The sequence below is a fragment of the Pseudomonas sp. MYb541 genome, from assembly GCF_037479595.1.
Taxonomy (GTDB): domain Bacteria; phylum Pseudomonadota; class Gammaproteobacteria; order Pseudomonadales; family Pseudomonadaceae; genus Aquipseudomonas; species Aquipseudomonas canadensis.
Window position 1 is genome coordinate 1 of record NZ_JBBGYS010000047.1, and the last position, 13,457, is coordinate 13,457.

12 protein-coding genes are annotated in these 13,457 nt (G+C 56.9%); 3 read left to right on the forward strand and 9 right to left on the reverse strand.

Features of this window, described 5'->3' with window-relative positions:
- The 5 genes from pgm to WH299_RS24385 all read right to left on the reverse strand — a co-directional run.
- Positions 1-1,634: phosphoglucomutase (alpha-D-glucose-1,6-bisphosphate-dependent) (pgm, locus tag WH299_RS24365; RefSeq protein ID WP_339551514.1), on the reverse strand; the 1,634-nt coding region annotated here is incomplete at its 3' end.
- A 106-nt stretch (positions 1,635-1,740) separates the two neighbouring features.
- On the reverse strand, positions 1,741-3,147 hold the full coding sequence (locus WH299_RS24370; protein WP_122726933.1) for an aminotransferase-like domain-containing protein: 1,407 nt from the start codon (positions 3,145-3,147) through the stop codon (positions 1,741-1,743).
- Entirely contained in the window at positions 3,144-4,553 is a 1,410-nt protein-coding gene (locus WH299_RS24375) for a hypothetical protein (RefSeq protein ID WP_339551515.1), read from the reverse strand. The genes WH299_RS24370 and WH299_RS24375 overlap by 4 nt, the downstream gene beginning before the upstream one ends.
- 241 nt (positions 4,554-4,794) lie before the next feature.
- The gene (locus tag WH299_RS24380) at positions 4,795-4,962 is read right to left on the reverse strand and encodes a hypothetical protein (RefSeq protein ID WP_323623588.1); all 168 of its coding nucleotides are present in this window, start codon (positions 4,960-4,962) and stop codon (positions 4,795-4,797) included.
- Positions 4,963-5,255: 293 nt separating this feature from the next.
- Positions 5,256-6,278, reverse strand: coding sequence for a zinc-dependent alcohol dehydrogenase family protein (locus WH299_RS24385; RefSeq protein WP_025854663.1), 1,023 nt, complete (start codon positions 6,276-6,278; stop codon positions 5,256-5,258).
- Between the two features lie 247 nt (positions 6,279-6,525).
- On the opposite strand from WH299_RS24385, the gene WH299_RS24390 reads away from it, so the two are divergent.
- The 3 genes from WH299_RS24390 to WH299_RS24400 all read left to right on the forward strand — a co-directional run bounded on the left by WH299_RS24390 (position 6,526) and on the right by WH299_RS24400 (position 9,730).
- Entirely contained in the window at positions 6,526-7,440 is a 915-nt protein-coding gene (locus WH299_RS24390) for a LysR substrate-binding domain-containing protein (RefSeq protein WP_122685129.1), read from the forward strand.
- A gap of 488 nt (positions 7,441-7,928) precedes the next feature.
- Positions 7,929-8,762, forward strand: a complete 834-nt coding sequence (locus tag WH299_RS24395; protein ID WP_058426034.1) for an oxidoreductase — start codon at positions 7,929-7,931, stop codon at positions 8,760-8,762.
- Positions 8,763-8,788: 26 nt separating this feature from the next.
- Positions 8,789-9,730: an AraC family transcriptional regulator gene (locus WH299_RS24400; protein ID WP_339551516.1), complete on the forward strand. Its 942-nt coding sequence runs from the start codon at positions 8,789-8,791 to the stop codon at positions 9,728-9,730.
- 154 nt (positions 9,731-9,884) lie between these two features.
- On the opposite strand, the gene WH299_RS24405 is transcribed toward WH299_RS24400, so the two are convergent.
- The 4 genes from WH299_RS24405 to WH299_RS24420 all read right to left on the reverse strand — a co-directional run bounded on the left by WH299_RS24405 (position 9,885) and on the right by WH299_RS24420 (position 13,298).
- The gene (locus WH299_RS24405) at positions 9,885-10,277 is read right to left on the reverse strand and encodes a RidA family protein (protein ID WP_339551518.1); all 393 of its coding nucleotides are present in this window, start codon (positions 10,275-10,277) and stop codon (positions 9,885-9,887) included.
- 951 nt (positions 10,278-11,228) lie between these two features.
- Positions 11,229-11,999 (reverse strand): molybdopterin-dependent oxidoreductase, encoded by a 771-nt coding sequence (locus tag WH299_RS24410; RefSeq protein WP_056859946.1) that lies wholly within the window; start codon positions 11,997-11,999, stop codon positions 11,229-11,231.
- The gene (locus WH299_RS24415; protein ID WP_056859945.1) at positions 11,992-12,615 is read right to left on the reverse strand and encodes a cytochrome b/b6 domain-containing protein; all 624 of its coding nucleotides are present in this window, start codon (positions 12,613-12,615) and stop codon (positions 11,992-11,994) included. The genes WH299_RS24410 and WH299_RS24415 overlap by 8 nt, the downstream gene beginning before the upstream one ends.
- Before the next feature lie 71 nt (positions 12,616-12,686).
- The gene (locus WH299_RS24420) at positions 12,687-13,298 is read right to left on the reverse strand and encodes a hypothetical protein (RefSeq protein ID WP_056859944.1); all 612 of its coding nucleotides are present in this window, start codon (positions 13,296-13,298) and stop codon (positions 12,687-12,689) included.
- Between the last annotated feature and the right edge of the window lie 159 nt (positions 13,299-13,457).

The following is a 13,457-nucleotide window of genomic DNA, read 5'->3' on the forward strand; positions in this document are numbered from 1 at the left end:
ATAGCACCGTCTACCAGCACCTGCGCCTCTTCCACCAATTGCTTGAGGTGATCCTCACCGATAAAGCTCTCGGCGTAGATCTTGTAGATATCCTCGGTGCCCGATGGCCGTGCGGCGAACCAACCGTTTTCGGTCATCACCTTCAACCCGCCGATCGCCTGGTTGTTGCCCGGCGCGTGACTGAGAATCTGCTGGATGCTTTCCCCGGCCAATTCGGTAGAGGTCACCTGGTCCGGCGACAACTTGCCCAGCAAGGCTTTCTGCGCCGGAGTGGCCTTGGCATCCACACGAATCGCGAACGGCTCGCCCAGGGCATCCGTCAGGCCGCGGTAGATCTGGCTTGGGTCCTGGCCTGTGCGTGAAGTCATTTCTGCAGCCAGCAGCGCCGGGATCAGGCCATCCTTGTCAGTACTCCATACAGTGCCGTCCTTGCGCAGGAACGAAGCGCCGGCGCTTTCTTCGCCACCAAAGCCCAACGAGCCTTCGAACAAGCCATCAGCAAACCACTTGAAGCCTACGGGCACTTCATACAGACGACGACCCATACGTGCAGCGACGCGATCGATCAAGCCGCTGCTGACGACGGTCTTGCCCACGGCGGCGTCTGCGCGCCAGTCAGGACGGTTCTGGAACAGGTAGTCGATGGACACCGCCAGGTAGTTGTTGGGCGCAAGCAAGCCACCGGACGGGGTGACGATGCCGTGGCGGTCGTGATCCGGGTCACAGGCGAAGGCTACGTCGAAACGTTCCTTAAGACCGATCAGGCCTTGCATGGCGTAGCTGGAAGAAGGGTCCATGCGGATCTGGCCATCCCAGTCGACGCTCATGAAACGGAAGGTGGAGTCGACTTCAGTATTCACCACGTCCAGGTTCAGGCGGTAATGCTCGGCAATCGCCGACCAGTAGCGGACCCCTGCTCCGCCCAGCGGATCCACGCCCAGGCGCAGGTCGGCGCTGCGGATGGCGTCCATGTCGATCACATTGATCAGGTCAGCCACATAGCTGTTGAGGTAGTCATGGCGGTGGGTGGTGTCGGCCTTGAGCGCCTGGGCGTGGGTGATGCGTTTGACCCCAGCCAGTTTGTTGGCCAGCAGTTCGTTGGCCTTGGCTTCGATCCACTTGGTGACGTGAGTATCAGCCGGTCCGCCATTGGGAGGGTTGTATTTATAGCCGCCACTCTGCGGCGGGTTGTGCGACGGGGTGATAACAATGCCGTCGGCCAGGCCGGTGGTGCGCCCACGGTTGTAGCAGATGATGGCGTGGGAAATAGCAGGCGTTGGCGTGTATTCGTCGCCTTCGGCCAACATCACATGCACGCCATTGGCCGCCAGGACTTCCAAGGCACTGGCACCGGCAGGTGTCGACAGCGCGTGGGTGTCCAGACCGACGAACAACGGGCCGTTGATGCCCTGCGCTTCGCGGTACAGGCAGATGGCCTGGCTGATGGCGAGCACGTGCCATTCGTTGAAGCTCAATTCAAACGAGCTGCCACGGTGCCCAGAAGTACCGAACGCTACGCGCTGAGTGGAGATTGCTGCATCAGGCTGGCCCGTGTAGTAGGCCGTGACCAGTCGCGGGATATCCACCAGCAGTTGAGCTGGCGCCGGCTTGCCCGCAAAAGGACTGATTGTCATGCATAAACCTCGGAAAGAAGGATTCAGGATAAAACGGCAGTTTACTGGGAGTTGGACTGCTGCGCGATGTAATCGATCCTACAATAGCCAGAGAAACTTCACGCATTTATCCCAACTGGGCCTGACGCAACGCTTCGCTTAGCGCCATCAGGACAATATCCAGGTCCGGTTGCGACTGAAAAGTATGGCTCAGGCGCAAATGCTGCTGATGCAGGCCGTTGACGCTGAACAGTTCGCCGGGGGCAATCACCACTTGCTGGGAAAGTAACCGCTGGAACACCTGGCGCATATCCACTGTCCTCGTGGAGGCCAGCCAGAACGCTGCGCCGGCAGCGGGCGCACGGTAGGTCAATTGGTCTCCCAGATGCCGATCCAGACGCTCGCACATTTCGTCCGCCTGCTGGCGCAATAGAAGGCGTAGTCCACGCAGGTGCTGGTCGATTCGCCCACTGTGATAAAGGCGCGCAATGGCGCGCTGGCGGATCGGCGACAAACGAAAGCAGCGCAACAGGAAATGACGCTGCAATTCGCTGTTCATACGCCGAGACAGTAGATAGCCATAGGGCGCCTCCGAACCCAACACTTTCTCGAACGAGGAAAACACTATCAGCCGTTCAGGGTTCACCAGCTCGCGCAATGCGGTCTGTGGCTCGTCGAAACCCAACTCGCCAAAGGTGTCGTTTTCCAGCAGCCAGCAGCCGTGCTGCTCCAGCATTTGCGCAATGGCCAGGCGATCTTGGGGCGGCATTGAAACGCCAGCCGGCACGCTGACCCTTGATGACAGCACCACTAGATGCACCGACTTGGCACATAACAACTGATCAAGATTTACCAGATCCAGTCGTCCTTCCGGCGTCCAGGGCAGCTCGACAATATGCACGCCAGCATCCTGAAGCAGGCGCAGGACCAGCCAATCGCAAGGCGATTCCACAATCACCGACGTCCCCCTCAAGCCCAAGACTTCAATGAGGATGTCCAGTACACCGCGCAAGTCGGCACCGATGTAAACATCGTCGGCCTGCCAGCAGCGGGTCGGCGACGACGTGTAGCGCGCCGCCAACGCTGCGCGCAGCTCCCAGACACCGCAAGGCTGAGACCAGGGTTGCGGATGTTGCGGATACTGGCGGACCAGCTCACGCTCCAGACGCAACAGGGTGCCATCCAGCGAAGCCAGCAGCGCGGGCTCATCTCCGCTGAGCACCACCATGCCGGGGCGCCGCGCCGCTGCGTAGAGTCGGTCAAGCAGGTCACCGCTGGCGCCTGCCAGCGGATTTGTGGAGAGTGGCCAGGCGTAATAACCGGATTTGGCTACCGAATAGACCCTGCCCTCTTTTTCAAGCAACGCGTAGGCATACTGAACCGTCGAGATCGACACGTTCAAGCGTCCTGCCAATTGCCGCAGGGAGGGCAGTTTTACCCGTGCGTCGGTACTGACTTCGTTGATCAGGTTGATCATGTAGCGATAGACCGCCTGATACGCGAAATCCGCCTGTCGTTCTCCGCGCAGCGTCATCGCCCGGACGATTGACAGGCTTGCGCGCTGCCATGGGCCATGGCGCCAGCACTGCGCAGTTTGCCACTCGAGTAGCCTGACGGACGTTTGCGATAGAGTTGCTGCAACAAAGGCATGGGTAAACCGCTGGTATCGGTAAGCCATTGTTGCAGCATGTCGGCAGACGGCTTGCCCTGCAGGACTTTGTGCATTTCCGGCAAGGCCACCAGCATGCCTGGGTGACATTGTCGCAAAAAGCCTTCCAGCCGTTCACCATGATGGATAAACGGGGAAAACAGCAGGCAAACCAACTGAGTCTCGTCCAAGCCAAAGTACTGCTGGGCGTAGGTGCTCGACAGGATGCGCCCTTCACTGGCGTTCATCTGCGTGAGCAATGCCTCGGGCATGTATTGTGCAGCTTGCTGGATAAAACCCTGCACCCCTTCCTCATATTCCAGGTCACGCAGGCATTGGGCCTGCAGCCCACGCAGGTGTGCCATCAACTGCGGGTTCGAATAGGTGGGATGGCTGAAGTGAAAACCCTGCGGGGCAGGCGTGAAGGCCATGAACACGTTGAGCATGGACGAGGATGGCAGGTCTACATCGTCCAGTAAATCGGCGATACCGATGTACGCCAAGTGACGATGGCTTGCCTTGCTGGGGTTTTCACTCGGCACATAATGGTCTGCGTATAGATCACGGTAATAATCGGTACTCATTTCGTCCATGCGTGCGAACAGCCCGGTGAGCGACGACGGCCAAATCTCCGGTATCGCAATACCCGCACCGAGCACTGTGTTCTTGAGCCAGGCGAGAAGCTGGGCCTGCTTGCGTGGCGAGTCACCGCTGACCAACGCATGCACTCCGCCATTCCAGGAGGTGACGCGCTGGTAGAAATCCCCAAGCGCCAGGTAGGTATCACTGCACAACGTGGCGCGGCAGTCGCCAGAACTCAGGTGGCCGACCATCAACATATTGCGCTGGCTGATTTCTCGTCCCAAGTTAGATGCGGGCCGCAGATGATTGAAGGGCAAAACTTCCTGGTTTTCCACCATCAGCAGCTCAACCCTTGGATCATCGTGGAGAAACAGCCGACCGTAGCCCTGATTAATATCCTCAAGCATGCCCTCGGTCATTCCTGAATGCCGCAATGTCGCAACCCGCAACTGAAAAGTTCGCGGGGCTCGGCCAGCGATGGTCAATTGAGCGGCTCGCAGCAAGGCCAATGTGTAGCTACTCACTTTGCCGCCGCCGTGGGCCACCAGCACTTTGTAACCCCCTACTTGCTGCATGCCGCCTGCCGCCACCACGATTCGCTGGACCAACAACTGGAGTGCCGTACGTTCTTGACGAGTAAAGTGCCCGATCAAGCGTTGTAGCACTTGCTGATAAACATAAGTCATAGCCTGTTCGTGAATAATGCTCATCGTTCTATTACCTGAGTTTGGATATTAGTTTCAAGCAACTGCTTGCAGTATTTGCTCGACCTATAACGCGTGTAAAAAATTCGCGCGCAGCTCTGCGCGCTAATGACCAAACACTAGCACCACACAACAATATGACATCAGTCCCGTCGTATTAGCGTTACGCCCTGCAAGCGCCAAAAGCGCCGTGCGTACTGGCCTATGACAAGCAGGATTGTGATCCTAGGATATTTCCGACAAATTCTTACACCCATCTTGGCAACCACTCAGGGAAGCGTCTTACAAATAACCGCAGCCAACTTTCCAACTTGTTTTGTTGAGGCTTTACATAAGCACCTGTATCCGCCTGGCGTCCTGCGCTTTCCGCGAGATCAGTTTCAACTCGCAACAGCATCATTGGATATTCAATCATTGCTCAATCCTTGAGATGAAAGTGAAGGCGCAATTATCAGTGCTGGAATAATGATTAATAGATACAGAACGCTGCCGAAAACCAGTGCAGATGAATAACAACAGACCTGTAAAACACGCGCATACAAAGACGCCGCACTGGAATTCAGGGCGGCGTCAGTGAAAAGATCAGGTTTTAGGGGTTAACGTGCCAGTCTGGCTGCTGACGGGACCACCGTTTCACTCCCGTCAAATGGCGCTTTTGCCACCTATGACAGGTGTAAGAAACACCCTTTTTGAGAATATTCCTACACCCTAAACAGCTTCAACCTGCAACGCAACGCGTTCGCGGCAAGGGCATTCATCCATGTAACGGTGTGCTTCCACGAACTGATTGAACGGAAACACCGTGGTTTTCAGCGGTACCAGCACACGGTCGGCGGTCAGTTGGTTGATATCCCGGAGCGCTCGCTGCAAGGCGACCTGGTCCTGGATAATGCCCAGCTCAGGCTTGCCGGTGAAATTGCCGATACAGTGCACAAAGAACTGAATGTTCTTCTGGAACGCTGCACAGGCCGGAAATGGCGTCTGGTTGCCGCCCTGCAAGCCGTACAGCACCAGGCTGCCACGCGGTGCGAGGACATCACCGAGCAGCGACATCTGCGGGCCGCCCAAACCGTCGAACACCACGTCAACTCCACGGTTGTCGGTGAACTTGTTGATTTGCATCAGCAGGTCCTGCTCTTCGGTGACGATGACCTTTTCCGCACCCAGGGATAGCAGGTATTCACGCTCATCGCTGTCTTTGGTGGCGGCAATCACTCGTACACCCAGGGCTTTGCCCAGTTGTACAAAGGAAGGGCCGGCGCAGTGGCTGGCATCAGTCACCAGCGCAAATTGCCCAGGCTTGACCCGTGCCAGATCCACGTAGGCAAAGTAGGCAATCAGCAACGGCGTGTAGTGCACGCTGGCCTCGATAGGGCTCAAGACATCCGGATAACGGGTCAGGGCCGAACGAGGCAGGACGATCTGTTCGCCATACACCGGGTAATCATTAGGGCTCTCGGCCGGAAAACTGGCCACCTTGTCGCCCACTGCCAAATCATCCACGCCATCGCCGACAGCGACCACGACTCCGGCCATCTCATGGCCAAGGCCGGACGGCAAGCGTGCATGGGAAGACGCCAGGTTCTGGCGCCACAGAATGTCATACCAGCTGATGCCAATCGCTTCGACACGCACCTGCACTTCGCCCGGTGCGGGCTGCGCGGCTGCATGCTCTTCGCATTTGAGCACCTCGGCCGGACCAAACTTGTGAAAACGGATCGTGCGGGACATCGCAAACCTCGTCAAAGTAACCTCTAATGCCATGAACTCTATCTGGGCTTTGTGGGTAAGACCACCGGTCGCCATTAATAGTCGACATGCCTGTCATTGATTCCGCATGTGAGGAATAGACCTCAGCTATCGTAGGAAAACTCAATTATCCTGTGCAGAGTACCAGCCTTTCCCCGTAAGATTCATGCCGGCCATTGTTTACATATGGTCGCTCTCGTCAAGTTTGCTGACTCTTCCAGGACACAAGATGAACCGTAACGACCTGCGTCGTGTCGACCTTAACCTCTTGATCGTATTCGAAACCTTGATGCATGAGCGCAGCGTGACCCGCGCGGCCGAGAAATTGTTCCTCGGGCAGCCGGCCATCAGCGCGGCGTTGTCACGCCTGCGCGGGCTGTTTGATGACCCCCTGTTCGTGCGCACCGGCCGCAGCATGGAGCCATCGGCCCGGGCGGTAGAAATCTTTGCCCTGCTCTCTCCGGCTCTGGACTCCATTTCCACCGCTGTCAGTCGCGCCGCCGAGTTCGACCCGGCCACCAGCACCGCCGTGTTCCGCATCGGCCTGTCCGACGACGTTGAATTCGCCCTGCTGCCGCAACTGCTCAAACGCCTGCGCGCCGAAGCCCCCGGCATTGTGCTGGTGGTGCGCCGCGTCAACTACATCCTGATGCCGGGCCTGCTGGCCTCCGGCGAGATCTCCATCGGCGTCAGCTACACCGCCGACCTCCCGGCCAACGCCAAGCGCAAAGTACTGCGCCGCAGCCTGCCGAAACTGCTGCGCGCCGACAGCGTGCCGGGCTCCCTCAGCCTCGACGACTTCTGCGCCCGCCCCCATGCGCTGGTGTCGTTTGCCGGTGACTTGAGCGGGTTTATTGACGAAGAACTGGAAAAACTCGACCGCAAACGCCACGTCGTATTGGCCGTGCCGCAGTTCAACGGGTTGGGTACCTTGCTGGCAGGCACGGATATTCTGGCGACCGTGCCGGACTATGCGGCCGAGGCGCTGACCTCAGCCGGTGGCTTGCGAGCAGAAGATCCGCCGTTGCCAGTGCGTAGCTTTGAGCTGCATATGGCGTGGCGTGGGTCGCAGGATAATGACCCGGGGGAGCGGTGGTTAAGGTCGCGGATTCAGATGTTTTTTGGCGCCCCTGAGAGCCTTTAGGCTTCGTCTGGCAGGCTGTTTAGCTGAGCATTTCTGGCTTTTCATGGGCATGGAGATCCATTCATTTGCAAGCCCGCCAGTCCCGTTGCCTCACCGAAATCGCCATCAATTTATTCTGGCCCAGCAAATACAACCGCGCCCCGTCAATAAATGGTTCAGGCACCTGATGTTCGATCTGTTCGGCGATTAACTGCGCGCGCAGCCTTTACTGCCAATGCGAAAACCTTGGAGCGCAGGTGCGACACCTTCGGCCAGACCGCATGCACATCAGCGTTACCGAAAAACGACTTGCGACACGAAGCAGACATTAGAGCAGGTAAATAAGCCCGTCTTTTTTCTTCCTTTGGCCTCGTTTTTTGCCAGCAGATTTCAGGTTGCTCACCGAGCACTCCGATAGAATCAGGCAATACTAAAATCGAATCAGGCATAGTTCCCAGCCACTCTCCGCCCTAGCATAGCCTGACCTTATATATTCAGGAGTGCGCCCCATGCGTGCAGAAAAAACCATTTTTATCACGGGCGTTAGTAGCGGCTTTGGCCAGGCCCTGGCTAAGGAAGCTCTCGCTCAGGGCCATCGAGTGATCGGCACTGTTCGCAGCGAATCCTCTCTGGCAACGTTCCAGGCGCTCTTGCCTGAGAGAGCCCATGGCGTGGTGCTGGACGTTACCCACTTTAATGCCATCGACGCCGTCGTCGCCGCTATTGAGGGTCAGTATGGCCCGGTGGACGTGCTGGTTAACAACGCGGGTTATGGCCACGAAGGGGTTTTCGAGGAGTCGTCGCTGGAGGAAATGCGCCGTCAGTTCGACGTCAATGTATTCGGCGCGGTGGCGATGACCAAGGCGTTTGTGCCCTTTTTTCGCCAGCGGCGGGCGGGACGTATCCTCAATATCACGTCCATGGGTGGCTATATCACCATGCCAGGTATTGCTTACTACTGCGGCAGCAAATTTGCCCTGGAGGGCATCTCTGATACGTTGAACAAAGAGCTTGCGCCCTTCAATATTTTTGTAACGGCCGTGGCGCCGGGGTCTTTCCGAACGGACTGGGCAGGTCGTTCGATGCAGCGTACGCCGCGCAGCATCAGTGACTACGATGCGACTTTCGACCCGGTGCGAAAAGCCCGTGAGGAAAAAAGCGGCCTTCAACTGGGCGACCCGCAGAAAGCCGCACGCGCCATGATGACTATTATCACCAGCCCTAATCCGCCGGCTCAACTGCTGCTGGGCAGCGACGCCCTGGCTCTGGTGCGTGACAAGCTGCAGCGGACGGCGGAGAGTATTGAGCAATGGGAAGCGCTGAGCTGTTCCACGGACGGCTGAGCATAAAAGTGGAGAACGTACAATCGATGCCGAAATCCAAGGACCCGAGCACTGCGCGTATGGTGCAGTTGATGGGCCAGCTTGCACCGCTGGAGGGTTACAACCTGAGTCCGCTGGATGATGTGCGTTTTCTGCGTTCCAACCGGCCGCTGAAGCGCACCCCGGTTCTATATGAGCCGGGCATCGTCATCCTCTGTCAGGGGCAGAAACGCGGCTATCTGGGTGATGAAATTTACATCTATGACGCCCAGCATTATCTGGTGGTGTCAGTGCCAGTGCCTTTTACAATGGAGACCGACGCTAGCGAGGCGGAGCCAATGCTGGCGGTGTACATACGTCTGGATTTCAATCTGGCCGGCGAGCTGATTCAGCAGGTAGATGAGGTATGGAACATCCGCGTGGCTCAGCCTATGGGTATGTACGCCTCGCCCATGGACGAACCGCTGCGCCAGTCGACCCTGCGTTTTCTGGAAGTCATGGGCGACTGCACCGACGCGCAAATCCTCGGACCAGCGATGTTGCGCGAACTCTACTACCGCATTCTCATTGGCGAACAAGGCAGTACCCTACGCGCGGCTATCGCCCAGCAGGGTCAGTTCGGCAAGGTGACGCGCGCCATTCACAAAATCCACCGCTGTTACCACGAGCATCTGGATGTAGAAATCCTCGCCCAGGAAGCGCAGATGAGCGTGCCTAACTTTCATCTGCATTTTCGCAAGGTGACCGATTCCTCGCCTATGCAGTACCTCAAGTCGACGCGGTTGCATCAAGCGCGATTACTGATGCTGCGTAACGACCTGACAGCGGCCAAGTCGGCATTTCTGGTGGGTTATGAAAGTGCTTCGCAATTTAGCCGCGATTTCAAGCGCCTCTTCGGACGCACGCCAATAGCGGAGGTGGCGCGGATGAAGCAGGCTTATACGTTGCCGGCACCGACAACCCCGTCGCCCTTCGTGTCATCACACTGAGTTTCAAACAATCCTGTCTTGCCCGTCGCCAGTAGGCGTGGGAACGTGCGGATGGCGTGCCTGCCGACACAACGGGCGAGTGAAGTGTCACATCTGCTGCCGCATAGATAAACACCCATCCAGGATTTGTATATTCAGGGGCCTATCAGAAAAGCTATCGCTCTACGGCGATGCATTTGATCTCCACGAGAAGGCCGGGGCGAGCCAGTTCACCGACACCTATGCATGTCCATGCACAAGTACTCCGAGGAAAGACTTTATCCTTCACGCGTCTAAAAATTGGCATGTGGCGGTGCATATCGACGTGATAAGTTGTCATTTCGACGACATCTTCAAATTCGCACCCGCCGGCTTCCAAGACGAGCCGGAGATTTTCCCAAGCTGCCAAAAACTGCTGCTCTGGGTCTTCGATAACTGATAATTCCGGCGTCCGGCCTACCTGACCAGCGCAGTAAAGAGTCTTTCCTACCTTTACAGCTGGTGCATAACCAGCATGCTCGCAGAGCAATCTCATGCCATCTGGAACAATGATCTGACGATCAGTCATGGTTGTGGAGCCCAAAATATAAACGGATACGAAAGCTAACTCACGTGCCAGAACGGCGTCCAATCGGGTCACTGGGACTCAGCCTCATAAAACCGCATTCGCCACTCTAGAAACCCCGGCCAGTAAGCGAACGACAGACCACTAATAAATAAAGACGCGCATTGGCGTAGCTGCTTTCTCGATAGAAATACTAGCCCCGCGGCGAAAGAGCTATCGAGATCCGCCCGTTTAACGCCCTTACTCTGAAATTGACTTGTCGAGAAGGTGGCTCTCGACTGAAGAGGACTTGCGACGGCGAAAAATCCGTACGCCAGGCGACCGTAGCGGTGCTCTAACAATCTCAATCGGTAACCAGGTGAGGGTTATCGGGGAAAGAGCCACTGCGGTAGCGAACGCATTCAATCCCTCTTTGCAGATCACATCAGAAGAGAATTCGCTTTCCTCGCCATTGAAAGTACACACGATTCGCTCATCAAAGGACTTTGAGTAGGGCCGTCTACCCTCCTCATTTCCGCAGGTGTGTTTGATAATCTCACTGCTATCCAGAATGTTTCGATCAGGAAAGTTGAAGTCCGCAATATCCAAGCCACTGGCTCGCGTACCTGGCACTGATCGGCCCGGTCTGCTGAAAGAACCGTCGGCGTTCCTTCGCCATGGCAACAATTGAAGCAGCGCTCGCATCTCCGGCCGGCATGACAGGTTTGTGGTCGATTCCGATAACAGATGAGCGCGGGTTGTATCCGGCTCCTGCACAGGTGATCTGGACTGAGCCTGCAATTGGGATTGGAAATCTGCACTATGGGTCGTTGCCCGCTTCTTGTTTTCTGAAGTCGGTAACACTGATGAAGCTGGCGGTACCGCAGATATATAGGTCATGGGGACGCCTCATATCAGGTCTGGTGTCATGAGTCTCGCCAGCATTCCTGGCGTGGCTGTTCAGTTTTTGCGCCATCAGATCCCGCTGAACCAGTTGTATCCCTGGTCTTCCCAATACCCGCCCGGGTTGTCGTTGCTCACGAAAATCTCGACAACATGCTTGGGGTTTTTGAAGCCCAATTTGGTGGGTACTCGAACCCGCAGCGGATAGCCGTACTCGGGCGGCAACGCGACATCAGCGTAATCCAGCGCCAGCAGTGTCTGTGGGTGCAAGGCCGTCGGCATGTCCAGACTGGAGTAATAGCGATCAGCACATTTGAAACCGACGAATTTCGCTGTGGTATCGGCACCGATGTGTTCCAGAAAGGTTTTGAGCGGTACACCTCCCCATTGTCCTATGGCGCTCCAACCTTCAACACAGATCAAACGGGTGATATCGCTACGTTGCGGCAGTTTGCGCAAGCTTTCGAGTGTCCATGGAGCCTTGTCCCTGACCCGGCCGGAGACGGCGAGCGAGTAACTGGCGAGGTCCACTTCAGGGATATCGTCCTGGCCATAGAATGCGTTGAACGGAAATGGCGTAGTGATCTGCGCGCGGGTGAAGGTCGGCGCCAGTTTCTGTCCGCTGAACAGCCATGCCTGGACCCTATCGTTCCAGCGCGACATGGCCCAAAGGACCTTGTCAACCTGATCGCCGTCCTGCAGGTTGCAGCCGGTCAGCATCGACATCGCACCCACGGTCAAGCCGGCACGAAGGAAATGCCGGCGCTGGATATTCTCCAACTCAAGCTGTTGCGCAGGTTCAAGCCTGACGCGCTGAACAGTTCCTTTTCTGGATTCAGTCATGGCCATTTCTCCTGATATCAAGCGACCGCACCCCACCTGAAATCATTGGCAGCAGGGTTTTGGGTACCAGCATTACCAACCCAAGATGAATCACGACGAATGCAGCAATTACCGCCATCGCCGCAAAATGTACGTAGCGAGCGACGTCATAGCCGCCCAGTAGCGCGACCAGCTCTTGAAGTTGAATGGGTTTCCAGATCGCCACACCCGAAATGACGACGAGTGCGCCTGCTGCCAGCACCATCCAGTACATCAGGCGCTGCACAGCGTTATAGACACCCTTTTCATGCACGAGCCGGAAGCGCAAAGCGTCCGTAAAATCACGCTTCAATGCGACAAGCCCAATGGGCAGCAACTCACGTTTGAAATGGCGACTGACGACGCCATACAGCACATAGATTGCGCCGTTGATCAGCAGCAGCCACATGAATGCAAAGTGCCAGGCCAGCGCCCCACCCAACCACCCGCCCACGGTTACCGACACTGGAAACCTGAAGCCGAACAGTGGCGAGGCGTTGTAAATGGCCCAACCGCTCATGAACATGCAGACCATGCAGGCGGCGTTGAGCCAGTGGGTGAGGCGAACCGGCCAGGGATGAAGCTTTTTCTGTCTCACGTGTTTCCCCCTCGAAACCAGCCATGTAGCGGAGCGTTGCCAAGCGGCAGCGCCCCTGCCTTTTCAGGTGATTACATCGGTGGCTGGAAGCCATCCTTGCCAACTGCAATGCCGCGCGCGGTGGTTCCATCTGCGGCGGGGAACACGACAATTTTCGTACCTTTGACCAGTTCATCGGCTTTGCCTGGCTCGACGTAGGCAATTGGCACATCGTCCGGTACGACGATTTGTTTCTCGCCACCCTTGTAGTTGACGGTCAATGTGCGGCCGTCAGCTTTGGACAGTTTCCCCACTGTACCGTTGGTCATGGTGCCTGTGCTGCCATCCGCGTTCTGCCAGCCATAATGACCTTCGCCGCTGCCCTTCAGGCTGGCGTCAAAAACCGTCACCTCCAGCGCCTTCAATGTTCCGTTGGCCTGCGGGATGGCCGCCGAGCCAATGAAGCTGTCGGATTTGATCGATTCGATATTGGCCTTCGATACCCGGTTGATACCGGTCTTGTCAGTCAGTCCGATAGTCTGCTGGGCGCCGGAGCGGACAGTGAATGTCAGCGTATTGTTGCTGACGCTTTCCACCGTGCCACGCAGCGGTTTGATCACCGGCATGTCAGCCGCGGTAGCAATGACGGCAGCACTGAGCATCAACAAACCGAATGTGGTAGACAAGGCGTTTTTTAGTTGCATGGTGACGATTCCTCATGGGGTGATGTGCCGCCATCCTCGACCGCAGACCGGGACGTCACGATGACCGCCGAATGACATTTTTGTCATTCGTCAGCCCTGCCCATGAATGACAGAAATGTAACCGACTGCGCCCGCTCATCCCGTTACACTGCACAGCCG

Bases quoted from the DNA above. Each gene is read 5' to 3' on its own strand.
- WH299_RS24375 (WP_339551515.1), bottom strand. From the start codon at position 4,553: ATGAGCATTATTCACGAACAGGCTATGACTTATGTTTATCAGCAAGTG.
- WH299_RS24385 (WP_025854663.1), bottom strand. From the start codon at position 6,278: ATGTCCCGCACGATCCGTTTTCACAAGTTTGGTCCGGCCGAGGTGCTC.
- WH299_RS24405 (WP_339551518.1), bottom strand. From the start codon at position 10,277: ATGACTGATCGTCAGATCATTGTTCCAGATGGCATGAGATTGCTCTGC.
- WH299_RS24380 (WP_323623588.1), bottom strand. From the start codon at position 4,962: ATGATTGAATATCCAATGATGCTGTTGCGAGTTGAAACTGATCTCGCG.
- WH299_RS24410 (WP_056859946.1), bottom strand. From the start codon at position 11,999: ATGACTGAATCCAGAAAAGGAACTGTTCAGCGCGTCAGGCTTGAACCT.
- WH299_RS24390 (WP_122685129.1), top strand. From the start codon at position 6,526: ATGAACCGTAACGACCTGCGTCGTGTCGACCTTAACCTCTTGATCGTA.
- WH299_RS24370 (WP_122726933.1), bottom strand. From the start codon at position 3,147: ATGACGCTGCGCGGAGAACGACAGGCGGATTTCGCGTATCAGGCGGTC.
- WH299_RS24420 (WP_056859944.1), bottom strand. From the start codon at position 13,298: ATGCAACTAAAAAACGCCTTGTCTACCACATTCGGTTTGTTGATGCTC.
- WH299_RS24395 (WP_058426034.1), top strand. From the start codon at position 7,929: ATGCGTGCAGAAAAAACCATTTTTATCACGGGCGTTAGTAGCGGCTTT.
- WH299_RS24400 (WP_339551516.1), top strand. From the start codon at position 8,789: ATGCCGAAATCCAAGGACCCGAGCACTGCGCGTATGGTGCAGTTGATG.